General features: G+C 69.3%; 18 protein-coding genes. 8 read left to right on the top strand and 10 right to left on the bottom strand.

All coding sequences use genetic code 11. The features are described 5' to 3' along the window. Positions 1-27: 27 nt before the first annotated feature. The 6 genes from ACH34W_RS34635 to dxr all read right to left on the bottom strand — a co-directional run bounded on the left by ACH34W_RS34635 (position 28) and on the right by dxr (position 9389). The gene (locus ACH34W_RS34635; RefSeq protein WP_395965359.1) at positions 28-1650 is read right to left on the bottom strand and encodes an alpha/beta hydrolase; all 1623 of its coding nucleotides are present in this window, start codon (positions 1648-1650) and stop codon (positions 28-30) included. 168 nt (positions 1651-1818) lie between these two features. Then, the gene (locus ACH34W_RS34630) at positions 1819-3402 is read right to left on the bottom strand and encodes an alpha/beta hydrolase (protein WP_395965358.1); all 1584 of its coding nucleotides are present in this window, start codon (positions 3400-3402) and stop codon (positions 1819-1821) included. A 343-nt stretch (positions 3403-3745) separates the two neighbouring features. Further along, a complete protein-coding gene (locus ACH34W_RS34625; protein ID WP_395965357.1) occupies positions 3746-5356 on the bottom strand; it encodes an alpha/beta fold hydrolase in 1611 nt (536 codons plus the stop codon). 269 nt (positions 5357-5625) lie between these two features. After that, the gene (ispG, locus tag ACH34W_RS34620) at positions 5626-6819 is read right to left on the bottom strand and encodes a flavodoxin-dependent (E)-4-hydroxy-3-methylbut-2-enyl-diphosphate synthase (RefSeq protein ID WP_395965356.1); all 1194 of its coding nucleotides are present in this window, start codon (positions 6817-6819) and stop codon (positions 5626-5628) included. A gap of 131 nt (positions 6820-6950) precedes the next feature. After that, positions 6951-8144 (bottom strand): M50 family metallopeptidase, encoded by a 1194-nt coding sequence (locus ACH34W_RS34615; RefSeq protein WP_395965355.1) that lies wholly within the window; start codon positions 8142-8144, stop codon positions 6951-6953. 39 nt (positions 8145-8183) lie between these two features. Beyond that, complete coding sequence (dxr, locus tag ACH34W_RS34610) at positions 8184-9389, bottom strand: 1-deoxy-D-xylulose-5-phosphate reductoisomerase (protein ID WP_395965477.1); 1206 nt, start codon at positions 9387-9389, stop codon at positions 8184-8186. Between the two features lie 193 nt (positions 9390-9582). Between dxr and ACH34W_RS34605 the strand changes: the two genes are divergently transcribed. The 3 genes from ACH34W_RS34605 to ACH34W_RS34595 all read left to right on the top strand — a co-directional run bounded on the left by ACH34W_RS34605 (position 9583) and on the right by ACH34W_RS34595 (position 11926). Further along, positions 9583-10557 carry a trypsin-like serine peptidase gene (locus ACH34W_RS34605; RefSeq protein WP_395965354.1) on the top strand — a complete coding sequence of 325 codons (975 nt, stop codon included), beginning with the start codon at positions 9583-9585 and terminating at the stop codon, positions 10555-10557. Positions 10558-10628: 71 nt separating this feature from the next. Next, positions 10629-11498 carry a trypsin-like serine peptidase gene (locus ACH34W_RS34600; protein WP_395965353.1) on the top strand — a complete coding sequence of 290 codons (870 nt, stop codon included), beginning with the start codon at positions 10629-10631 and terminating at the stop codon, positions 11496-11498. Positions 11499-11665: 167 nt separating this feature from the next. After that, positions 11666-11926: a hypothetical protein gene (locus tag ACH34W_RS34595; protein ID WP_395965352.1), complete on the top strand. Its 261-nt coding sequence runs from the start codon at positions 11666-11668 to the stop codon at positions 11924-11926. 362 nt (positions 11927-12288) lie between these two features. Here ACH34W_RS34595 and ACH34W_RS34590 read toward each other — a convergent pair whose 3' ends face one another. From ACH34W_RS34590 to ACH34W_RS34575, 4 genes are all read right to left on the bottom strand, one after another. After that, on the bottom strand, positions 12289-13488 hold the full coding sequence (locus ACH34W_RS34590; protein WP_395965351.1) for an extracellular solute-binding protein: 1200 nt from the start codon (positions 13486-13488) through the stop codon (positions 12289-12291). A 385-nt stretch (positions 13489-13873) separates the two neighbouring features. Beyond that, positions 13874-14218, bottom strand: coding sequence for a hypothetical protein (locus ACH34W_RS34585; RefSeq protein ID WP_395965350.1), 345 nt, complete (start codon positions 14216-14218; stop codon positions 13874-13876). Between the two features lie 396 nt (positions 14219-14614). Next, entirely contained in the window at positions 14615-16201 is a 1587-nt protein-coding gene (locus ACH34W_RS34580; RefSeq protein WP_395965349.1) for a CoA-acylating methylmalonate-semialdehyde dehydrogenase, read from the bottom strand. Beyond that, a complete protein-coding gene (locus ACH34W_RS34575; RefSeq protein ID WP_395965348.1) occupies positions 16198-17475 on the bottom strand; it encodes an aspartate aminotransferase family protein in 1278 nt (425 codons plus the stop codon). The genes ACH34W_RS34580 and ACH34W_RS34575 overlap by 4 nt, the downstream gene beginning before the upstream one ends. A 145-nt stretch (positions 17476-17620) precedes the next feature. On the opposite strand from ACH34W_RS34575, the gene ACH34W_RS34570 reads away from it, so the two are divergent. The 5 genes from ACH34W_RS34570 (at position 17621) to ACH34W_RS34550 (ending at position 22851) form a co-directional block, all read left to right on the top strand. Beyond that, complete coding sequence (locus ACH34W_RS34570) at positions 17621-19228, top strand: PucR family transcriptional regulator (protein WP_395965476.1); 1608 nt, start codon at positions 17621-17623, stop codon at positions 19226-19228. A 27-nt stretch (positions 19229-19255) separates the two neighbouring features. Continuing rightward, positions 19256-20173: an aminoglycoside phosphotransferase family protein gene (locus ACH34W_RS34565; protein WP_395965347.1), complete on the top strand. Its 918-nt coding sequence runs from the start codon at positions 19256-19258 to the stop codon at positions 20171-20173. 9 nt (positions 20174-20182) lie between these two features. Continuing rightward, complete coding sequence (locus ACH34W_RS34560; RefSeq protein WP_395965346.1) at positions 20183-20968, top strand: alpha/beta fold hydrolase; 786 nt, start codon at positions 20183-20185, stop codon at positions 20966-20968. 62 nt (positions 20969-21030) lie between these two features. Next, complete coding sequence (locus ACH34W_RS34555; RefSeq protein WP_395965345.1) at positions 21031-22203, top strand: glutamate--cysteine ligase; 1173 nt, start codon at positions 21031-21033, stop codon at positions 22201-22203. Positions 22204-22242: 39 nt separating this feature from the next. Then, a complete protein-coding gene (locus ACH34W_RS34550) occupies positions 22243-22851 on the top strand; it encodes a class I SAM-dependent methyltransferase (protein ID WP_395965344.1) in 609 nt (202 codons plus the stop codon). Positions 22852-22863 lie beyond the last annotated feature (12 nt).

The raw sequence follows: 22863 nt of genomic DNA, 5'->3' as shown, positions 1-22863 counted from the left end.
TCCACTGTCAGCACCACGCCAACAAGCCTATGACGTCTGCCACCGGTACGGGTCCACCGGCTCCCTCCTCAGCGGGTGCCGCTGGGCCTGGGGGCCTGGTTCAGGTGGCTTCCCGGCGGGACAGGAGGCGTCCGGACCTGGCCGCTGGGCGGGCAGCGAGCCGTTACCCAGGTACTTCGCGACGGCCTTGTCGATGCAGCGGTGGCCGGTCAGCGCCACCCCGTGATCGCCCCCGCCTGCCTGTACGAGCAGCCGGGATCCAGGGAGGCGCCGGTGCATTTCCAGCGCGCCGCGATAAGGCGTGGCGGCGTCCTCGGTGCCCTGGACGAGCAGCAGCGGCAGGTCCGGTGCTCCGTGGACCTCCGGGGCCGGGCCACCGGGATGCGCCCAGAACGCGCAGGGTGCGTTGTACCAGGCGTTACTCCAGGTCTCGAAACGGTACCCCGAGCGATAGAGGTGCCAGTTGTCGCGGTGCCACCGGGCCCAGTCCCGCGGCCAGGCGGCGTCCCGGCACTGCACGGCGGTGTAGACCGCGTAGTTGTTCTGCTCAAGCCAATCCGGGGCTTGCCAGGCCTTGGCGAGCGGCCGCGGGTCACGCTTGACGATCAGCGCTGACAGCAGGCGGGCGTTCGTGGGCCAGCTCTGCTGCCCGTACCCGCTGTCGAGGAAGATGTCGTCCAGCTCGGTGGGGCCCACCCGGCCGCCCGCGGGCTTGGCCGTGAGCTTCCGCCGGGCCTTGGCGTAGGCGGCGGCAACCTTCTTGGTGCTCCGCCCCAGCTTGTACGTCGCGTGGTGCCGCGCGATCCAAGCGAAGAAGACGCGGATGCGCTTCTCGAACGCCACGTTCTGGTCGAGGTTGTTGTCGTACCAGACACCGCTGGGGCGGACGACGCTGTCGAGCACCATCCGCCGGATACGGTCAGGGAACATGGTGGCGTACACCGCGCCGAGGTACGTGCCGTACGAGTAGCCGAAATAGTTGATCTGGCTCTGGCCGAGCGCGACTCGGATGGCCTCCAGGTCGCGCGCCGAGCTCACCGTCGCCATGTGCGGGAGAAGCGAGCCGTACTTTTTCGCGCAGTCGGCGGCATAGGCCCGTGCCCGCTCGATCCATGCCCTCTCGGCGGCCGGCGAGGCCGGGACGGTGTCCGGCCGCGGGCGACCTGGGTTCTGGTAGGTCTTGTCGCACACCATGGCGGGCTTGCTGGCGCCGACGCCGCGCGGGTCAAAGCCGATCCAGTCGTAGGCCGCGGCGACCTTCTTGGGCAGCCCGTCGGGAAGCACGGCGGCCATGTCACGGCCGTGCGCGCCGGGCCCGCCGCGATTGAGCAGCATCACCCCCTGGAACTTCCCGGCCGTGTGCCGCGCGCGGGTCAGCGCGAGGGTGATCTTGTCTCCGCCCGGGCGGTCATGGTCGAGGGGGACGGCCAGCTTGCCGCACTCCAGCCCCTTGAGCCTGTCCTTCTCCACCGGATCGGACTTCGGGCATGGTTTCCACTTGATCCTGCCGACCATGCCGGCGGCGGTATCAGTGGCCGTATCGGCAGCCGTATCGGCGGCCATGTCCGCGGCTGCCCGCGGGGTGAGTGGTCCGGTCAGGGTTCCGATGGCCACGGCGGCTGCGGCCGCTCCGGCGACAACATTGCGCACCCCAGAAGTTCTACTGGCGACGGTCGCGCGGGAACCGCACGCACGTACATCCCGCGATTCTCGCCGGAAACGGGAAGATCGGAAACGGGAGGCCGGAAAAACAGGAGGCCGGAAAACGGAGGACCTCCCTGGAAGGCCAGGGAGGTCCTCACGTTCGAGCGTCGTGCGTTACGGGCGGCCGACCGGAAGGTCCTTGCCCGCGTAGCCCGAGGCGGCCTTCGCCGCGTTCGGGTTGGGGTCGTTCAGCGCCGGGACCGCCTTGCAGTAGGCGTCGGCACCGCGACGGCTCTTGGGCAGCTTGCCCGTGTCGAGGTAGGCCGCGACCTGGTCGTCCAGGCACTTGTTTCCGTTGAGCGTGTTGGAGTGGGTCTTGCCTCCGCGCTCAAGGATCAGCCGGGAGGACGGGAACACCTTGTGCAGGGCGTAGCCGCCGGCGACCGGGGTCGCGCCGTCGAGCTCGGACTGCACCATCAGGATGCCGGGCAGCGCCTTGTTGCTCTTCAGCTTGAGGGCGGGGCCGCCCTTGACCGGCCAGAACGCGACCGGAGCGTTGAACCAGACGTTGCTCCAGGTGTTGAAGCGGTAGCCCTGCTTGTAGAGCCGGACCGCGTCCTTGTGCCACTTGCTCCAGTTGCGCGGCCACTTGGCGTCGGCGCCCTGGACGGCGTTGTAGACGGCGAAGCCGTTGTCCTCACCGCCGGGGTTCAGCCATTCCAGCAGCGGCTTCGGGTCCTTCTTCGCGGACCAGGCGGACAGCGCCTGCGCGAACGGGACGTAGTAGGCGGTGTTGTAGCCGGCGCTCAGCACGATGTCGTCAAGCTCGGACGGGCCGATCTTGCCGCCGATCGGCGCCTTCTTGGCCGCCGCACGCAGCTTGTAGTAACGCGCCTCGACGGCCTTCTGGGTCTTGCCCAGCTTGTAGATCGAGTCGTACTTGGCGGTCCAGCGGAACCACAGCTTGATGTTCCGCTCGAAGGCCTTGTTCTGCTCCAGCTGCGCGTCGTACCACACGGTCTTCGGGTTGACGTTGCCGTCGAGGACCATGCGCTTCACGCGCTTGGGGAACAGCGTGGCGTACGTGGCGCCGTAGTAGGTGCCGTACGAGAAGCCGTACCAGCTGATCTTCGGGGCGCCGAGCGCCGCGCGGATCGCGTTGACGTCGTGGGCCGCGTTGGTGGTGCGCATGTGCGGCAGCAGCCAGCCGAACTTCTTCTTGCAGTCGGCGGCGTACTTGCGCGACTTGGCGATCCAGGCGCGCTCCTCCTTGGCGTTCCGCGGGACGTAGTCCGGGCGGATCGGGTTGGAGAAGTTCGGGTCGCAGGTCAGCGCGGGCTTGCTGGAACCGACGCCGCGCGGGTCGAAGCCGATGATGTCGTACTTGGCCGCGACATTCGCGTGGCCGACGCCGGCGAGCCAGCGCTTCAGGCCATCCGAGTAGGCGAGGCCGGAGCCACCCGGGCCGCCCGGGTTCACGAAGAGCACACCCTGGTAGTTCTTGGTGTCGGTGTGCTTCACGCGGGAGACCGCGATGGAGATCTTCTTGCCCTTGGGCTTGCGGTGGTCCAGCGGTACCTGGACCTGGGCGCACTCGGCCTTGCCGGCCAGTGAGCCTGTGCAAGCGGCCCAGGCGATGCCCTTCGCCGCGACCGGCGCGGCGTCGCGCGCGGTGCCGCCGGTGCCCGCCGTGACGGCGACGGCGGTGCCGCCCACCCCCAGGACCGTGGCAGCCGTGATGAGTACGAGCCTCTTCACCGAACCCCCTTGATCACCGGCGAGCCGTCACGCCGTAGTGACTACGCGGGAGCATTGCCGGTGATTAGCTGATTTATGCGTAACAGGTGGAGATTGTGACGGTTGGGGCTGAAGTGACAACAGAGGTTCCTGGGCGAGGATGCCGAATCGTGACATTTAGCCCGGAAAGGGCCCCCGTCCGCGCGGCGCGCGCGGGCGGGGGCCCTTTGCTCGAATGGCCGTGTCACCGACCGGCTGGCCGTGCTTCCGGCTGAACCGACCTGCTTCCGGCTGAACCGACCTGCTTCCGGCTGAACCGACCTGCTTCCGGCTGAATCGACCTGCTACCGGCCGAACGGACCTGCTATCGGCGGATCGGGGCGACCGGGTCGTCCGCGGGAGCCGACTTGACCGACACGGCCGCCGGGTTCGGCGCCGGGTTGGCCTTGCAGGTCGCGTCCGCGCCCTTCTTGGAGCCGGGCAGCGCACCGGTGGCGAGGTACTTCGACACCCAGTCGTTCATGCACTGGTTGGCGTTCGGCGTGAGCGCGGTGCCGTGGTTGTTGCCGCCGAGCTCCAGCACGAGCCGGGAGTTCGGGAACAGCCGGTGCACCTCGTACGCGCCGGGCGTCGGGGTGGCCGCGTCGTTCTGCGGCTGCGTGAGCAGGATCTTCGGCATCTTCGCACCGACCTTCTGCGGCTTTCCGCCGGGGACCGCCCAGAACGCGCTCGGGGCGTTGTACCAGGCGTTACCCCAGGTCAGGAACGTCGCGCCCTGCCGGTACTGCCGCGCGTGGTCCTTGTGCCAGCGAGCCCAGTTGCGCGGCCAGGCGGCGTCACGGCTCTGCACGGCCTCGTAGATCGCGTAGCTGTTCTGGTCCAGCCAGGCCGGCTCGGCGAAGTTCTCCCGGAGGCCCTTCGGGTCGTTGCGCAGCACCCAGTCGGCGATGACCTTGGCGTGGTCCACCCAGAAGTAGTTGCGGTAGCCGCTGGGCAGGAAGATGTCGTCGTACTCCGACGGGCCGATCTTGCCATCGACCGGCTTCTTCTTGATCTTGGCGCGGCCCTTGTAGTAGTTGGCCTCGACCGCCTTCTTCGTCTTGCCCAGGTGGTAGACCGAGTCGTACTTGGCGATCCACGCGAAGAAGATCTCGGCGCGCTTCTCGAACGCCACGTTCTGGTCGAGGTTGGCCTCGTACCAGACGCCGCTCGGCCGCACGACGCTGTCGAGCACCATGCGGCGCACCCGGTTGGGGTACATCGAGGCGTAGACCGAGCCGAGGTAGGTGCCGTAGGAGTAGCCGAAGTAGTTCGTCTGCTTCTTGCCGAGCGCCGCACGGATGGCGTCCATGTCGCGGGCGACGTTCTTGGTGTTGATGTGCTTCAGCGTGGCGCCGTACTTCTTGCCGCAGCTGGCCGCGTAGGCCTTGGCGCGCTTGAGCCAGGCACGCTCCTGGGCGGCGGTGCGCACCACGTAGTCGGCGCGCGCCTTGCCCGGGTAGAGGTAGCTCGGGTCACACGACAGCTTCGGCTCGCTGCCCGCGACACCGCGCGGGTCGAACCCGATCCAGTCGTACTGCGCGCCGATCGTCTTCGGGAGGCCGTTGCTGCCGGTGGCGAAGCGGGTGGGCAGGTCACGGCCGTAACCACCGGGGCCGCCGCGGTTGAGCAGCGCGATGCCCTGGTAACCCTTGAGGTCGGTCGCCTTGGCCCGGGTCAGCGCAAGCTTGATCTTCTTGCCCTTCGGGCGGGCGTAGTCCAGCGGCACCTGCAACGAGCCGCATTCGAGCCCCTTGAGCAGCTCGCCGAGGACAGGGTCCTTGGCCGGGCACGGCTTCCAGGCGATGCGTCCCGCCGCGGCCGCGACCTGCGTCGCGTTCGGGCTCGGGGCCGATGTCCCCGCCGTGGCGGCCACCGCGGTCCCCACGAGCCCGACGCCCGCGACCGCAGCGGTGATCACTACGAGTTTCCTCACGGAGTCCCCTTCGTTCCGCGCGGGCTCGTCAGTGAGCCCGGCATGCGGCATAACGGAAAGATCCTGGCGATTGGGACACCTGTGAGGCGAGAGAAGAGGGAGAGTGGTTGCACAATCGTGACAAGTTCCTGCGATTCACCATGAACGCGGGATCCGCGACATTGCGGTCAGACGCGGCGTTCAGTGGGGATCCGGACAGCACGAACGCGCATCCGGACAACACGAAAAAGGCCCACGGGATGATCCCGTGGGCCCTGACCGATCAGTTGTCAGCTGACGACGACCTCAGCGCCCGGCCCGCTGACCGAACCGTCCTCGGCGATCTCGATGCCCATCTCCTCAGCGATGCGCATCGCCTCCTCGATGAGGGTCTCGACGATCTGCGACTCCGGCACGGTCTTGACCACCTCGCCCTTGACGAAGATCTGGCCCTTGCCGTTACCGGAGGCCACGCCGAGGTCGGCCTCGCGCGCCTCGCCCGGGCCGTTCACCACACAGCCCATGACAGCGACCCGCAGCGGCACCGGGAAGCCCTTGAGGCCCTCGGTGACCTGCTCGGCCAGCGTGTAGACGTCCACCTGCGCGCGGCCACACGACGGGCAGGACACGATCTCCAGGCCGCGCTGCTTGAGGCCCAGCGACTCCAGGATCTGGGAGCCGACCTTGACCTCCTCGACCGGCGGGGCCGACAGCGATACCCGGATCGTGTCTCCGATGCCCTGCGACAGCAGCGCACCGAACGCGACCGAGGACTTGATCGTGCCCTGGAACGCCGGACCGGCCTCGGTGACACCCAGGTGCAGCGGGTAGTCACACGCCGCGGCCAGCTGCCGGTACGCCTCGATCATCACGACCGGGTCGTTGTGCTTCACCGAGATCTTGATGTCGCGGAAGTCGTGCTCCTCGAACAGCGAGCACTCCCACAGCGCCGACTCCACCATCGCCTCGGGCGTGGCCTTGCCGTGCTTCTCCAGCAGCCGCTTGTCCAGCGACCCCGCGTTGACACCAATCCGGATCGGCGTGCCTGCATCCTTCGCCGCACGCGCGATCTCGCCGACCTTGTCGTCGAACTTCTTGATGTTGCCCGGGTTGACCCGGACCGCCGCGCAACCCGCGTCGATCGCCGCGAACACGTACTTGGGCTGGAAGTGGATGTCGGCGATCACCGGGATCGGCGACTTGCGCGCGATCGCCGGCAACGCGTCCGCGTCATCCTGGGAGGGCACCGCGACCCGCACGATCTGACAGCCCGACGCGGTCAGCTCCGCGATCTGCTGCAGCGTGGAGTTGACATCGGCCGTGAGCGTCGTGGTCATCGACTGCACCGACACCGGGGCGTCGCCGCCCACCGGCACGCTGCCGACCATGATCTGCCGGGACTTGCGGCGGGGCGCCACCTGCCGGGCTGCCCCCTCCCCGCCACCGTCGCCACGGACCACCGGAATTCCGAGTGAAACGCTCATCCCTCTCCTCTGTTAACCCCCCACTAGCCTAGGCGGCCGACACCACTGCCATGACGTACACGTGGGACAAATCTCGTAACCGCATAGACACTGTAAGTAACCAAGCGGTGCCCGTTGCGGCAGCACGCCGGTCACTCTGGCAACCGCAGCGGATTGATGAGGTCGGCGAGGATCAGCAGGACGCCGAGACCGATCAGCAGGACGACCGCCAGGTAGGTGACCGGGAGCAGCTTGGTCATGTCGACCAGGCCGGGATCGGGACGCCCGCGCCGCCGCGCGTACCAGGCGCGGAGCCGCTCGTACGCGACGACCGACAGGTGACCGCCGTCCAGCGGCAGCAGTGGCAGCACGTTGAGCGCCCCGAGGAAGATGTTCACCGAGACGACCAGGGACAGATAGAGCGCGGCCTTGTCGCGCCACGAGCTCTCCGACGAGAAGATCTGGCCCGACACGTCGGTCGCGCCCACCACGCTGCCGACCTGTCCGCCGGGCGTGCTCGCACGTTCGGGCGAGAACAGCTTGGGAATCGCGGCGGGCAGGTCGACGACGACCTGGCCTATGCCCGCGACCGTCTGCCCGATGGCGCGCCCCGCGAACACGGCCGCGCCGATCGGTCCGGTCCGGTCGTACCCCTGGCCGACGACCGCGGCCTGCATGCCGAGGAACGACTCGCCGCCGACCTCCGCCAGCCGGGCCTGCAACGTCGCCTGCCGCCCGCCGCGTTCGACGACGATCGGCACGGTCTGGCCCGGCCGGGCCGCGTCGATGGCGTCGCGCAGTTCCGTCCAGTCGCCGACCCGCCGGCCGTTGAACGACAGGACCCGGTCGCCCGCGCGCAGTCCCGCCGCGGCGGCCGGGGACTGCGGCCAGCCGTCACCGCACGGCTCACTCAGGCTCGCCGGAACGCACGTGGTGACCTCGTCCACGGTCGTGGTGGCCGTGCCCGGCTGCCGGATGCCGATCGTCATGGCCATCGCCATGAGCAACACGAACGCGAACAGGAAGTTCATGACCACGCCGCCCGCGATCACGATCGAGCGGTGCGAGGCCTTCTGCCGGTAGAACGCGCGCGGCTCGTCGGCGGGGTCGAGCTCCTCCAGCGGCGTATAGCCCACGATCTTGACGAAGCCGCCGAGCAGGACGGCCTTGATGCCGTACTCGGTCTCCCCGCGGCGGAACGACCACAACGTCGGCCCGAAGCCCACGAAGTACTGCGAGGCCTTCATCCCGAAGCGCTTGGCGGGCACCAGGTGACCGGCCTCGTGCAGCATCACCGAGACCAGCAGCGCGATGACGAACGCCACGGCGCCGAGGAGAAAGGCCATCGGAAGGCCCCCTTTGCCGGGGACGCTCTCCCCCGGAGGTCAGTCGAGTCCGGTCAGTTCCCGCGTCAGTTCTCGCGTCCTGGCCCGCGCCCACCCGTCGGCCGCGAGCACGTCGTCCAGCGTCAGCTCGCCTGACGGAACGACGTGCTCATCCACTACCCGCGCGATGGTGTCGACTATCCCCAGGAACGGCAGCCGTCCCGCGCGGAAGGCCTCGACGCACTCCTCGTTGGCGGCGTTGTAGACCGCGGGGGCCGTGCCACCCGCCTCGCCCGCCAGGCGTGCCAGCGCCACTGCGGGGAACGCCTCGTCGTCCAGCGGGAACAGTTCCCAGGTATGGGCCTTGGTCCAGTCCACGGCGGGCGCGGCGTTCGGCACCCGTTCCGGCCAGGTCAGGCCGAGCGCGATCGGCAGCCGCATGTCGGGCGGGCTGGCCTGGGCCAGCGTCGAGCCGTCGACGAACTCGACCATCGAGTGGATCACCGACTGCGGATGCACCATCACCGCGATGCGGTCCATGGGCACGTCGAAGAGAAGGTGCGCCTCGATGACCTCCAGGCCCTTGTTGACCAGGGTCGCCGAGTTGATCGTGATGACCGGGCCCATGTCCCAGGTCGGGTGGTTCATGGCCTCTTCGGGTGTCACGCCGGTGAGCTCGGCGCGACTCCGGCCGCGGAACGGGCCGCCGCTGGCGGTCAGCACCAGCCGCCGTACCTCCTCGGCGCCGCCACCGAGCAGGCACTGGGCCAGCGCCGAATGCTCGGAGTCGACCGGCACGATCTGGCCTGGCCGGGCACGCTTCTTCACCAGCGGGCCGCCGATGATGAGCGACTCCTTGTTGGCGAGCGCGAGGGTGCTGCCGGCGTCCAGCGCGGCGAGCGTCGAGGCGAGGCCGAGCGCTCCGGTCACCCCGTTCAGCACCACGTCGCACCGCCACGCGGCGACCTCGGCCACCGCCTCCGGACCGGCGACGATCTTCGGGATCGTGTACTCGCCGGCGGAGAAGCCGCGGCGCTGCGCCTCGGCGTAGAAGGCCAGCTGCAGGTCCTGGGCCGCGGAGGCCTTCGCGACCGCGACGACCTCCGGGCCGAACTCCAGTGCCTGGGCGGCGAGCAGATCGACCCGGCCGCCCCCGGCGGCCAGTCCGGTGACCCGGAACCGGTCCGGGTTGCGGCGGATCACATCGAGGGCCTGGGTGCCGATCGAGCCGGTGGAGCCCAGCACGACCACGTCTGAGGAGCGCATCACGGGACCATTGTCGGCCATCATGAGGCGAATGCGTTCCGCTGTGGCCCGGCAACACTGTGTCCACATGGGTGAATGGGGAGAAATGCGAATCTTTCTCACCCTGTTTGTCCACTTATGCCACTAGCCGGGCCATGAGCTGTGAAAGTACCGTCCGGTCACCGTCTGCCCCCCTCGACGCAACGGAGACCACATGAAGCGCAGCTCCCCTCTCCGCTCCCTGGCGCTCGCCACGTTCGGCGGCGCCGCGCTCGTGACCCCTCTCCTAGCGGCACCGGCCCACGCCGCCGCTCCCCCCGGCCCCTCGGTGCGCACCCAGGCCACGGCCGCCGCGGACCAGCAGCGCGTGCTGCGCTTCTGGACCTCGCAGCGGATGCGGTCCGCCACCCCGATGGAGAAGCTGTTCAAGCCGAAGCGGACCACCCGCGAGGAGGTGCGGCGCGGTCTGGCCAAGGTCCTGCCGCCCGTCTCCGTCCAGTCGATCCCGAACGGCGGCAGCCCCTGGACCGGCGGCGGCGCGGTCACGCGCACCGGCGGCCGGGTGTTCTTCACCTACCAGGGCCGCACGGCCTCCTGCTCCGGCGACGCCGTCACCAGCGCCAACAAGAGCACCGTCATCACGGCCGGGCACTGTGTGAGGCTCGGCGGCGCCTGGCACACCAACTGGGTGTTCGTACCGGGCTACAACAACGGCAACACCCCGCACGGAACCTGGTCGGCCGCCCGCACGCTCGCCACCCCGCAGTGGACCGCGAGCGAAGACCTCAACTACGACGTCGGCGCGGCCGTCGTCAACCAGCTGAACGGGCAGCGGCTCACCGACGTCGTCGGCGGCCAGGGCATCGCGTTCAACCAGGCCCGCGGGCAGGCCATGTACTCCTTCGGCTACCCCGCCGCCGCGCCGTACGACGGCTCGCGCCTCATCTACTGCAGCGGCACGACCATCAACGACTTCCTGGGCCAGTCCACCATCGGGCTGCGGTGCAACATGACCGGCGGGTCGAGCGGCGGGCCCTGGTTCCAGAACTTCAACGAGAGCACCGGCGCCGGGATCCAGAACTCGGTCAACAGCTACAAGTACAACCTGCCGTTCCTCAACGCGTACATGTTCGGGCCGTACTTCGGCGCCGACGCCCAGAACCTCTACAACACGGCCCAGGGGAGCTAGGTCCTCGACCCGAGCAGATGGATTCACGCGAAGTAGTCGCCCGTAAGCGGTGAGTGCTGGACACTGCGAGCATGGCCCCTCGTTCGATCGGGTTCCTGCTCGTCACCGCGGCCCTCGCGATGCCGCCCGGTTCGGCGGCCGACGCAGGTGCGTCGGCCGCCGTCCGGGTGGTGACGCATGACGTCCCGCTCGACCCCGATCTCGAACGGCACGTGCGCCGCTACTGGACCCCCGAGCGGATGACGGCGACCGCCGCCCGCTCCACCACGGGCTCGCGGTGGATGTCATATGGGCAGGTCGGCCGCACCACCGGCAAGGTCTTCTTCAGCATCGGCGGCCGCGACTTCCTGTGCTCGGCCAGCACGGTCCGGAGCGCCAACAAGGACGTGGTGGTCACCGCGGGCCACTGCGTCAAGGCGGGCCGGGGCGCCTGGGCGGAGAATTGGATCTTCGTGCCGGGTTACCGCGACGGCACCGGCCCCTTCGGCGGCTTCACCGCACGCCGCATGTTCACGCCCGACCCGTGGTCCCAGGGCGGGGACGGCGACTACGACGTGGCGATGGTGGCCGTGGCCCCCTCGGGCGGCCGGCACGTCGTCGACCTCACCGGCGGGCAGCACATCGCGTTCGGCGGCCCCGACGGGCGGTCCTTCGCGTTCGGCTACCCGTCCACCGGCGCCTACGACGGCGAACGTCTCGCGTACTGCGGCGGCCGCCCGACTGCGGACCCCCGCGGGGAGACCACCGGCCACGGCCTGCGCTGCGACCTCACACGCGGCGCCAGCGGAGGCCCCTGGCTGTCAGGCTTCGACCCCGCGACCGGCACCGGCGTGGTCACCTCTGTGAGCAGCTTCAAGTTCGCCGACGACCACGGCACGATGTACGGCCCGCGCTTCGGCGACGCCGTACGGCGCATCTACGAGCGCGCCCAGAACAGCTGAACAATGTTGTGACCTGCGCGAACGCCCACTATCGGCCATCGATCTTGAGACCGCCGCCGACACGCACAGACTTTGCCCGGCCTTGCACCTGCTGTAACAGCTTCAACACCCTTCCCCTCTTATAAAGGAAGTACGTGGAAGAAGGCTCCGGTCACGGGGGGTGAGCGATGGACCGTAGGGGCGAGCTGAAGTTCGACCCCGGCGCTCTGAGCGCCGCGCAGCGCAACGGCGACGCATGCGTCGCCTGCCACAAGAAGTGGCCGCGCCCGCGCGTGCGGGTCGGCCGCCTGCCGGACGGTCCAGGTGTGTTCGCGTGCGCCGATTGCGCAACCGCCCTGCCGCGGCCCCGTGAGCACTTCACGGAGCCGGCCACGAACGCCGGAGGCCCGGTGACGACACCGGCCCTGGCTGGAGCGACGGCCGACTAGGCCGACGCCGCTGGAATCTCTCCAGGAGGAAGGGTGACCCGGGCATTCGGGGGGAGGCCCGGGACCACCCGGAGAGGCGCGCCCGACTGGGGGCGGTCGGGCGCGCCTCATTTAATTGCTTTTTCGGCCTTGACCCCCTCGCCTGGCGGCTCGGGGGTCAAACCGCAAAAGCGGCGAGCGCGACATCGCTTCGCGATCTCTCGTGAAGCTTCGCCTCCGGCTCGCTTCACGACCCGTTAGCGCGCTCGCGTGCGGGCTGGGGTCGTTGGTCTGGTACTCGACCGCTCTGCGCGCCCGTCTGCCACCTGATCGTCTTACGGCGAGCGCGCTACTCGACCACCTTGCAGGTGCCGTGCCGGCGGCTACTTGATCGCCTTGGTGGCCTTGATCCAGGCTTGGGTCCACTCCGCGTAGTCGGTGCAGTCGCGGCGGCCTTCTTCGCCGCCTGGGCTGCCGCAGGCCTTGGCCGGGGTGTGCGCGAAGATGACCTTGTTGAGGTAGTTCCGGTCGCCGACGTGGTTGGCGTTGCAGAACGCGGTCTTGAGCCGGTCGGGGGCGCAGGCCTGCGGGTTGGCGGGGGCCAGGCCGTTCCATCCGGCGACCTGCTCCTGGACGTCGGTGGACACGGTCCATTCCAGCCACTGGTACATGCAGTTGGGGTGTTCGGGGCGGGCGCCGATCATCCACGCGGTCATCCAGCCGGTCACGCCCTCGGAGGGGGCGATCGCCTGGACGGCCTTTCCGGCGCGGCCCAGCACGTCCGCCTGGTAGGGCCACACGCCGCCCAGCACCGACTCGCCGCCGGCCAGTGCGCTGATCGAGTCGGCGGGCTGCTCCCAGTAGAGCTTGACGTGCGGGCGTTGTTTCGTCAGTACGCGGGTCGCGGCGTCGAGCTGTTTGCGGGTCAGGGAGTAGGGGTCGGTGATCTTGAGCTTGCGCTCTTTGCTCTTGAGGTAGAGCGCGGCCTCGGCGATCGTCAGCGGGCTGTCCCGGACGATGAGCCGCTGCGAGTACTTCTTGGCCTCGTCCGGGTCGTACAGCGTGGCCCAGGACGTCGGGGCGGGCTGGACGACGCCGGTGTTGTAGAGGAGCAGGTTCGAGCCCCACACGTAGGGGACGCCGTAGGTCTTGCCGTCCTTCTTGAGCAACGTCCGCAGCCGGGGGTCGAGCTTCTTGTAGCCGTCGACCAGGCCGGTGTTGACCGGGGTCGCCTGACCGCCGGCGATCAGCTGGCCGGCGACCTCCGGTGGCGCGGAGATGCCGTCGTAGCGGCGGGACTTGTTCTTGGTGAAGTCGGCCAGCTCCTGGGCGGTCTTCAATTCCTTCCAGGCGACCTTGCAGCCGGTGCGCTCCTGGAAGGGCTGCACCCAGTCCACGCGCGGGTCGTTGGAGCCGTTCTCGACGAGGCCCTTCATCGTCACGAGGTTGAGCAGGCCCTCGCCCTGGCCCACGGTGGCCGCCACCTGCGTGGTGCCCGCGGGTTCGTCCTCGCTGCAGGCGCTCAGCGCCATGACCAGAACCGTTGCGACCACCGAGGCGGTCACCTTGGCCCGCAGCCTCATCTCCGCTCCCGCCACTGTCCGTCTCTGCACGGTCCCGTCGGCGCAGCGTAGCGCGTCGCGGAGCCCGCGGTGCCCCCGGCCGTCATTTATTGCCGTGGACGCCCTGTGGGACAAGCCAAACGCCAGTCATTCAATGAAGCGTAGCCGAGTCCATTGAAAAGAGCCGTCTTCACTCATCTGACGGGATCAATAAAGGCAGGTTCCAGACATTGAAATATGTCATTTACCCCGCGGAAACAAAACCGTCGCGGTCCGGGAGGGACAGCGGGTGCTGGCGTCCGCGCCACACACGGAGGTTGCTGGAGAGGGATATGGCGCGGGCTACTGTCCTTCCCGGGGCCGCGACGGCACCGGCGTTACGTGGCCGAGGTTGGGGAACAGCGGATCACCTTGCAGTGCTGCCTGGCCACGCGACCACCGGTACCCGGCGGAACGGCGACGGTGTGACGCCCTCGAGACGGAGGAGATTCGAGGGGCGTCGCGCGTCCCGGCGGGAGTCGTACGAGGTCCGGGGAGTGCTCTCGATCATCGGCTGCGGAGGCTCAGCGTTCTGGATCACCTCGATGCGTGCGATCAGCCACTGGGGGGTCTCGGCCTCGACGAACTCGTTCACGTCACTGTCGCGGGGCGGAAGCGCCCACCAGTGGCCGGTGAACAGACCGAACCAAATGGTCCAGCTCGGATAACGCCTTCTGAGGGCGGCGACCTCAGCGGCGTGATCGTCAGCCATAGCCTTGACTCCGGACTCTGACCTTTTTGTAATTGCCTCAATTAATTGAGACAGTCAGATTGTGTCGCCGGTCACAGAGCGAGTCAATACTTGTAGCTATTATTTGTCGAAGCGGAAAAGACGAAAATTGACGACGAAAACATGCGCGCGACAGAAAATCCCATCGCCGGGGACCTGCCGTTTCTCACATTCGGCGACGGCCTGTGACCCGGCGCTACCTCTCTCCAGTCACATCGTCACCGTCAATCACTTACGTGCGCCGCCGTGACAGCCCGGTGAGGCCGGTCCGGCAAAGTTATTTCAATCTATTTTGTGCAATCTGATGCAGTTCGTCCGGTCTCAGGGCGCGCGGAGACGGCGTATGGCGGGCCGGTGAGAAGTCACTGGCCCGCCATCTCAGCCGTTCGTGGGGAAGCCCAGGTTCACGCCGCCGTGGGACGGATCGAGCCAGCGGGCGGTGACAGCTTTCGTGCGGGTATAGAAGTGCACACCCTCCATGCCGTGCGCGTGGCTGTCACCGAAGAGCGAGGCCTTCCAGCCGCCGAACGAGTAGTACGCCATCGGCACCGGGATCGGCACGTTGATGCCGACCATGCCCACCTCGACCTCATTCTGGAACCGCCGGGCTGCACCGCCGTCGTTGGTGAAGATGGCCGTGCCGTTGCCGTACGAGTTGGCGTCCAGGAGTCCCATCGCGTCCTCGTACGAGCCGACGCGGACGATCGACAGGACCGGGCCGAAGATCTCGTCCTTGTAGGCGTTCATCTCGGGCGTGACGTGGTCGAGGACGGTCGGGCCCAGCCAGAAGCCCTCCCCCGGTATCTGGGTCTCGCGGCCGTCGACGGCCAGGGTCGCGCCCTGAGCGACCCCGCTGTCGAGGTAGGAGGCGACCTTGTCACGGTGCTCGCGGGTGACCAAGGGGCCCATCTCGGACTCGGGGTCGTCGCCGGGGCCCACCTTCAGCCGCGCCACCCGCTCGTTGATCTTGCCGAGGAGCTCGTCGCCCACGGGATCGACGGCGACCACCACGGAGATCGCCATGCAGCGTTCTCCCGCGGAGCCGAAGCCCGCCGAGACCGCCGCGTCGGCGGCCAGGTCCAGATCGGCGTCGGGCAGGACGACCATGTGGTTCTTGGCGCCGCCCAGCGCCTGCACCCGCTTGCCGTTGCGCGCGGCGGTCTCGTAGATGTAGCGCGCGATCGGGGTGGAGCCGACGAAGCTGACCGCCTTGACGTCCGGGTGGTGCAGCAGCCCGTCCACCGCGACCTTGTCGCCGTGCAGCACGTTGAAGACCCCGTCCGGAAGGCCCGCTTCGGCCCAGAGCTCGGCGAGCCTGACCGAGGCGGAAGGGTCCTTCTCCGACGGCTTGAGGATGAACGTGTTGCCGCAGGCGATCGCCACCGGGAACATCCACATCGGCACCATCGCCGGGAAGTTGAACGGGGTGATCCCGGCGACCACACCGAGCGGCTGGAGGATCGAGTAGGCGTCCACCCGCGACGAGACGTTCTCCGAGAACCCGCCCTTCAGCAGGTGCGGGATGCCGCACGCGAACTCCACGACCTCCAGGCCTCGTGCGACCTCTCCGGCCGCGTCGGAGACGACCTTGCCGTGCTCGGACGAGATGAGACGGGCCAGCTCGTCCCTGTGCTCGGTCAGCAGCTCGCGGAAACGGAAAAGGATTTTGGCGCGCTGGGCCAGCGAGGTGTCGCGCCAGCCCGGGAAGGCGGCCTTCGCGGCGGCCACGGCGGCGTCGATCTCGGCCGGCCCGGCAAAGTCGACGGCCCCGCTGAGCCGCCCGGTCGACGGCTCGTAGATGTCCCCCCGCCGGTCTGATTCCCCGGCAACGGCGACTTCATTCTGGGGGGACGACCCCCCAGACCCCCCGGCAACGGCATGGCCGTCTTCACTCGCTGCGCTCGCAAAGACGGCGCCGTCGAAGGGCTTGCCGTTGATCCAGTGGGTGACGTGCTTGCTGCTCATGATCCGTTCAACGCTTCCAGGGAGTCGATCAGGATGGTCAGGCCCTCGACGGCCTCGGCGGCGGTCAGGGTGAGGGGTGGTGCCATGCGGACGACATTGCCGTACAGGCCGCCCTTGCCGCCGAGCAGCCCCCGCTTGCGGGTCTCCTCCATGAGTGCGGCGGCGGTCGCGGCGTCGGTCAGCTCGATCGCGAACATCAGCCCCTTGCCGCGGACGTCCTTGATCACGGGCAGCCGGGCGGCGGCGTCCTTGAGGCCGCCGATGATGACCGCGCCCTGCTTGGCGGCGTTGGCCTGCAGGTCGTGGTCGAGCACGTAGTCGAGGGTGGCGTTGGCGGCGGCCATGGAGATCGGGTTGCCGCCGAACGTGGACAGCCCGACCGCGGGCAGCGCGTCCATCAGCTCACCGCGGGCCACCACGCCGCCGACCGCGAAGCCGTTCCCCAGTCCCTTGGCGAACGTCAGCATGTCGGGCGTGACGCCGTGATTGCCGATGCCGAAGAAGCTGGACCCCGTACGGCCCCAGCCGGTCTGCACCTCGTCGGAGATGAGAAGGATGCCGTGCTCGTCCAGGACCTCCTTGTAGGCGGCGAACAGCCCGTCAGGAGCCATCGTGAACCCGCCGACCCCCTGGATCGGCTCGGCGATGAGCGCCGCGACGTCGCCGGCCGTCGCCGTCGCCAGGACGTGGCGCAGGTCTTCGACGCAGACCTTGATGTAATCCTCGTCCGACAGCCCCGCGAACTGCGCCAGATGCCGGTCGGTGCCGTGCAGGAAATGCGCGTTCACCGGCGAGAACGAGGTGTTCTTCCAGCCGCGGTGGCCGGTCACGCCGATCGCGCCGAACGACCGGCCGTGATACGCCTGCCGCATCGCGAGGATCTGGTCGCTGCGGCGGGTGTACGCCGCGAGCAGGAGGGCGGTCTCGTTCGCCTCGGTCCCCGAGTTGGTGAAGAAGACCTTGGCGTCCGGAATGCCGGACAGCCGGGCGATCTTCTCGGCGAGCTCGACCTGGCCGCGCAGCAGGTACGCCGTGGAGGTGTGCACGATCCCGGTGGCCAGCTGCCGTTCCACGGCCTCGCGGACCTCGGGCACGTCGTACCCGAGCATGTTGGTGAGGATGCCCGAGAAGAAGTCGAGGTAGCTGTGCCCGTCGGCGTCGGTGACACGGTTGCCCTTGCCGCTGACGATCTCGAGGGGGCGTTCGTAGTTCAGCGCCAGCCAGTCCGGCATCACGGCCCGGTGGCGCCGGAGGAGGTTCTCGTTATCCGGCATGCCCCAAGTCTCGCCATCGGTCCCCCGCCGGACTACCCGCAGAGTGTCAAGACCGGAGCCCTTGGATTGACGGTCTGCTGCTTTTTACAAGGTGTAATCATCCCGACCTCTTGAGTTGACAGAATGCCGGGTTATGATCCAGACGATGCTGCCCACCCTCGCCGATGTGCTCCAGCTGGACGCGGTCCGCCGCGGCCAGCCGCGCGTCGTTGCGGGCGAGGACCGTCTGGACAACCGGGTGCGCTGGGTCCACGTGGCCGAGGTGACCGACATCGCGCACCTCCTGCACGGCGGCGAGCTGGTGCTGACCACCGGCATCGCGCTGCCGGACGAGCCCGCCCGGCTGCGCACCTATATCGGCGAGCTGTCAGAGGTCGGCGTCAGCGGGCTCATGGTCGAGCTCGGCCGCCGCTACGCCAGCGAGCTGCCGCCCGCGCTGATCGCGGCGGCGGAGGACCACGGCCTGCCGGTGGTGATGCTGGCGCACGAACCCGCGTTCGTCGACATCACCGAGTCGGTGCACGCGCGCATCCTGCAGGACCAGATGGCCGAGCTGCGCGCCTCCGAGGAGCTCCACGAGATCTTCACCCAGCTGTCGGTGGAGGGCGCGTCGACCGACGAGGTCGTCCGGCAGGTGGCGGCCCTCGGCGGCCATCCCGTGGTGCTGGAGAACCTCTCCCACCAGGTGCTGGCCGCCGACGCCGACGGCAAGGACCCGGCCGAGCTGCTGTCGGCCTGGGAGACCCGTTCCCGCGCCGTCCGGCCCGAGCAGCGGACCGCGTACGACGAGGCGTCCGGCTGGCTGGTGACCATGGTCGGCGCGCGCGGCGAGGACTGGGGCCGCCTGATCCTCACCTGCGACGCGCCCCCGACACCGCGCGAGACCGTCCTGATCGAGCGCGCCGCCACCACGCTCGCGCTCGGCCGGCTGCTGGACCGGCACGCCGAGAGCATCGAACGCCAGGCTCACGGCACGATCATCACTCGTATATTGGCCCACTCCTACTCCGACCCGCAGGAGGCCGCCGCCCGCGCCCGCGCGCTCGGCGTGCCCCTGTCCGGCCGCCGCCTCCTCGGCGTCGTGCTCCGGCCGCGCAGCGGCACCGCCGCCCCTCCGGCCGAGCTGAGCGAGCTCGCCGAGGCGGCCGCCACCGCCTGCAAGGACGCCCGGCTCGCCGCCCTGGTCGGCGTGCTCGACGAGAGCGGCGCGCAGGCCCGCGTCGGCGTGCTCGCGTCGTTGCCCGTCCGTGCCGACGTCGAGACCGCGCTGAACGAGGTGGCCACCCGCATCCGCAAGCAGTCCGGCGGCGACACCGTGATGGCCACCGGTTCGGTCGTGGAGTCGATCCGCGATGTGCGGCGCTCGTTCCTGGAGGCCGAGCAGGTCGCCGACGTCGCGTGCCGCGGCTCCGGCGGGCGGCTCTTCTACCGGCTGCCCGACCTGCGCCTGCGCGGCCTGCTGCACCTGCTGCGCGACGACGCCCGGCTGCAGACGTTCGTCGAACGCGAGCTCGGGCCGCTGCTGGAGTACGACGCGCAGCGCGGCTCCGATCTCACCCGCATCCTGGAGCTCTATCTCGAGTCGGGCCGCAACAAGGCCGTCGCCGCCCAGCAGGCACACCTGTCACGCCCCGCCTTCTACGAACGCCTGCGCCGCATCGAGCGGGTCCTGGACGCCGACCTGGACGACGTCGAGTCCTGCGCCTCCCTGCACGTGGCCCTGCTGGCACTGAGCTCCGTCCGGCTCAGCTAGCAAATCCGCTCGGCTAGCGTGTTGATCATGCCTGAGATCGAGGTGCCCTCCGAACTGGCCACGACGCAGTCCGAGTGCAACGGGGAGGCCGGCCGCGCCTGGATCGCCTCGCTGCCCGGCCTGGCCGCCGACCATCTCGACCGCTGGGACCTGACGGTCACCGGCGGCTCGATGCACGGCATGGCCTCCCTCGTGCTCCCCGTACGGACGTCCGACGGCACGCCCGCCGCCCTCAAGCTCCAGATCCTCGACGAGGAGACCGAGAGCGAGCCGGTCGGGCTGCGGCTCTGGAACGGCGAGGGCGCCGTCCGCCTGCTCAGGTCGGACCCGGCGACCGGCGTGATGCTCCTCGAACGGCTGGACTCCTCCCGTCCCCTCTCCTCGGTTCCCGACGGCACCAAGGCCCTCCAGATCCTCACCGAACTCCTCGCCCGCCTCGTGGCCCACCCCGCGCCCGAGGGCATGCGCCGCCTGGGCGACATCGCACAGGCCATGCTCGACCAGGTCCCCGCCGCGCTCCCCACGTTCCACACCGACGAGGAACGGCGCGTCGTGCAGACCTGCGCCTCCGTGGTCTCCGATCTCGTGTCCGAGCCGGGCGACCGCCTCCTGCATTGGGATCTGCACTACGACAACGTGCTGGCCGCCGAACGCGAACCCTGGCTGGCCATCGACCCCAAGCCCCTCGCGGGCGACCCGGGCTTCGATTTGCTGCCCGCCATCGACAACCGATGGGACGAGATCGTCGCGTCAGGAGACGTGGGCCGCGCCGTCCGCCGCCGCTTCGACCTCATGGTCGAGATCCTGGGCCTGGACCGGCAGCGCGCCGTGGGCTGGACGTACGGCCGCGTCCTGCAGAACGTCCTCTGGGACGTCGAGGACGGCGCGCTGGAGATGGACGAGGTCCAGCGCGCGATCGCGGAGGCCCTCTACCCGTACCTCTAGGATTCCGGCATGACGGGCATCAACGTGAGCCGGTACGGAGATCGAACGAACCGTCCGGTGCTCGCCCTGCACGGCATCAACGGCCACGGCGGCCGCTGGCGCAGGCTGGCCGAGCACCACCTGCCCGACCACCATGTCCTGGCGCCTGACCTGCGCGGCCATGGCCGCTCGACCCACGACGCCCCCTGGCACGTGGACCAACACGTAGCCGATCTCCTCGCGGTTCTGGACGCTGAGGACATCCCCCGAACGGACATCATCGGCCACTCCTACGGCGGGATGATCGCCGTACACCTGGCCCGTGCGGCCCCCGAACGCGTGCGGCGCCTCGTCCTCCTCGATCCCGCGACCGGCCTGGACCCGGCCCACGCACGCCGACGGGCCCACGAAGCCTGCACCCAGTCCTCGTTCGCCACCCCCGCCGACGCCCGTGCGGACCGCACTCAGAGCTGGCCGGAGGCCTACCCCGGCGCGGAAGACGACGAGGTGGCCGACCACCTTGACCAGGACGAGGACGGCCACTGGCGCTGGCGCTTCGAGCCCGCCGCCGTGGTGACCGCCTTCTCCGAGATGGCCCGCCCGCCCGTACCGCCCCCATCCGGCGTGCCCACGCACCTGGTCATCGCCACCCAGGCCGCCATAGTCCGCCCCACCTTCGTGACCGCCTGCCGTGAGGCCCTGGGCGACGACCTCACCATCACCGAGATCGACGCCGGCCACATGCTCTACCTCGACCGCTTCGAAGAAACCGGCACCCTCATCCGAAATTGGCTCGACAGCCGGGTGATCAGGTAGCCGCGCCCGGGTGAAGTAGGCCGGGTAAACCGAACGGCACTCGGTAACCGGTGGGCTCTGGGATGCACCTTCCGGGCTACGGCGGGCACAACAGGACAGTGGCACATCACGAACTGCGCACTATCGGGGTGGAAGAGGAACTCTTGCTCGTCGACCCGGTGAGCGGGGCACCTCAGGCGGTTTCGGGCGCCGTGATCAAGTACGCGAAGGATCACGCCGGCGTCACGCTCTCCAGCAAGAGAGCCGAGCCTTTCGAAACCGAGCTGCAACGCGAGCAACTTGAGACCGGCACCGCACCTCGCGCCTCCCTCGCCGAGCTCGCGGACGACATACGGGGCGGGCGGCAGGCGGCCGCGGAGGCCGCCAGGGGCGTCGGCGCGGCGGTGGTGGCGCTCGCGACCTCGCCGGTCCCCGTGCACCCGTCGATCACTCCCTCGCTGCGGTATCGGCGTATGGCCTACGCGTACGCGCAGACCGCTGACGAGCAGCTCACCTGCGGCTGCCATGTCCACGTGAACGTGGACTCACCCGACGAGGGCGTCGCCGTCCTCGACCGGATCAGGCTGTGGCTGCCGCCGCTCCTGGCGTTGAGCGCCAATTCCCCGTTCTGGCAGGGGCGCGACACCGGATATCACAGCTGGCGCCAGCAGGTCTGGGGGCGCTGGCCGTCCAGTGGCCCGACCGAGCTGTTCGAGTCGGCCAAGGGCTACCGGGCCGCGGTCGAGGCCATGCTGGACAGCGGCGCGCTGCTGGACGAGGGCATGATCTATTTCGACGCCCGGCTGTCCCGGCACTACCCCACCGTGGAGGTCCGGATCTCCGACGTCTGCCTCCACGCCGACGACACCGTCCTGATCGCCGCGTTGGTCCGGGCGATGGTCAACACCGCCGTGCAGGCCTGGCGGGCCGGCATCCCGCCCGACCGGGTACGGACCGACCTGCTCAAGCTGGCCGTCTGGCGGGCGAGCCGTTCCGGGCTGCTGGACGATCTCGTCCACCCTGTCACCAGGCGCCCGGCGCCCGCCCAGGCGGTCGTGCAGGCCCTCGTCGACCACCTCACCCCGGCGCTCACCGCCTCCGGGGACCTCGACACGGTCCAGAGGCTCCTCCGGAAGCTTCTCGAACGGGGCAACGGCGCCCAATGGCAACGGCAGGTCTTCACGCGCGCCCACGACGTGACAGCCGTGGTCGCCGAAGCCATCGCCCAGACGTCAGGGACGGCCGAGGAGCCGTAGCGTGCCCGGGCCACCACCGGCCCGGCTGAGAATGTCATCATGCTCCTGGACGACGCCGCACTCGAACGCTCCTCGGTCGTGGCCAACAACGCCATGAACCGCGAGCGCCCTCTCAAGAGCTACTCCCGCGAACTCGGGCTCGACCTCCTCGCCGCCGCCCCGGCCCGCTGGCTTGATCTCTGCTGCGGCTCCGGCCGGGCCCTCCTCGAAGCCGCCCCGCTGCTCCCCCGAACCGAGATCGTCGGCGTCGACCTCGTCGACCACTTCCTGAGGGCCGTCCACCCGCCCAACCTGACCCTGCTCACCGCGTCGGTCGCCGACTGGACCCCGGACGCCCCGTTCGACCTGATCACGTGTGTCCACGGTCTGCACTATGTCGGCGACAAGCTCGGGCTTCTCGCCCGCGTCGCGTCGTGGCTGTCCGACGACGGCCGCTTCGTCGCCGACCTCGATGTCCGCAGTGTCCGCGCACCGGGGCGGGTCTCCACGAGGCTCCGCGAGCAGGGCTTCGAGTACGACCCGCGGCGGCGGCGCATCAGCCTGACGGGTCGCCGCGACGTGCGGTTTCCCTACCGCTACCTGGGCGCGGATGACAAGGCCGGGCCCAACTACACCGGGCAGCCGGCCGTGGACTCGTTCTACGAGTGAGCGGGCGTACGG

Origin of the sequence: Actinomadura sp. 6N118 (genome assembly GCF_044326415.1) — a bacterium.
Taxonomy (GTDB): domain Bacteria; phylum Actinomycetota; class Actinomycetes; order Streptosporangiales; family Streptosporangiaceae; genus Spirillospora.
Note: the sequence above shows the minus strand (reverse complement) of the source record. Positions and strands in the feature narration are given on the sequence as shown.

Coding starts and splice junctions, on each gene's coding strand:
- ispG (WP_395965356.1), bottom strand. CDS start 6,819: ATGAGCGTTTCACTCGGAATTCCGGTGGTCCGTGGCGACGGTGGCGGG.
- ACH34W_RS34615 (WP_395965355.1), bottom strand. CDS start 8,144: ATGGCCTTTCTCCTCGGCGCCGTGGCGTTCGTCATCGCGCTGCTGGTC.
- dxr (WP_395965477.1), bottom strand. CDS start 9,389: ATGCGCTCCTCAGACGTGGTCGTGCTGGGCTCCACCGGCTCGATCGGC.
- ACH34W_RS34605 (WP_395965354.1), top strand. CDS start 9,583: ATGAAGCGCAGCTCCCCTCTCCGCTCCCTGGCGCTCGCCACGTTCGGC.
- ACH34W_RS34600 (WP_395965353.1), top strand. CDS start 10,629: ATGGCCCCTCGTTCGATCGGGTTCCTGCTCGTCACCGCGGCCCTCGCG.
- ACH34W_RS34595 (WP_395965352.1), top strand. CDS start 11,666: ATGGACCGTAGGGGCGAGCTGAAGTTCGACCCCGGCGCTCTGAGCGCC.
- ACH34W_RS34590 (WP_395965351.1), bottom strand. CDS start 13,488: ATGAGGCTGCGGGCCAAGGTGACCGCCTCGGTGGTCGCAACGGTTCTG.
- ACH34W_RS34585 (WP_395965350.1), bottom strand. CDS start 14,218: ATGGCTGACGATCACGCCGCTGAGGTCGCCGCCCTCAGAAGGCGTTAT.
- ACH34W_RS34580 (WP_395965349.1), bottom strand. CDS start 16,201: ATGAGCAGCAAGCACGTCACCCACTGGATCAACGGCAAGCCCTTCGAC.
- ACH34W_RS34575 (WP_395965348.1), bottom strand. CDS start 17,475: ATGCCGGATAACGAGAACCTCCTCCGGCGCCACCGGGCCGTGATGCCG.
- ACH34W_RS34570 (WP_395965476.1), top strand. CDS start 17,621: ATGCTGCCCACCCTCGCCGATGTGCTCCAGCTGGACGCGGTCCGCCGC.
- ACH34W_RS34565 (WP_395965347.1), top strand. CDS start 19,256: ATGCCTGAGATCGAGGTGCCCTCCGAACTGGCCACGACGCAGTCCGAG.
- ACH34W_RS34560 (WP_395965346.1), top strand. CDS start 20,183: ATGACGGGCATCAACGTGAGCCGGTACGGAGATCGAACGAACCGTCCG.
- ACH34W_RS34555 (WP_395965345.1), top strand. CDS start 21,031: ATGCACCTTCCGGGCTACGGCGGGCACAACAGGACAGTGGCACATCAC.
- ACH34W_RS34550 (WP_395965344.1), top strand. CDS start 22,243: ATGCTCCTGGACGACGCCGCACTCGAACGCTCCTCGGTCGTGGCCAAC.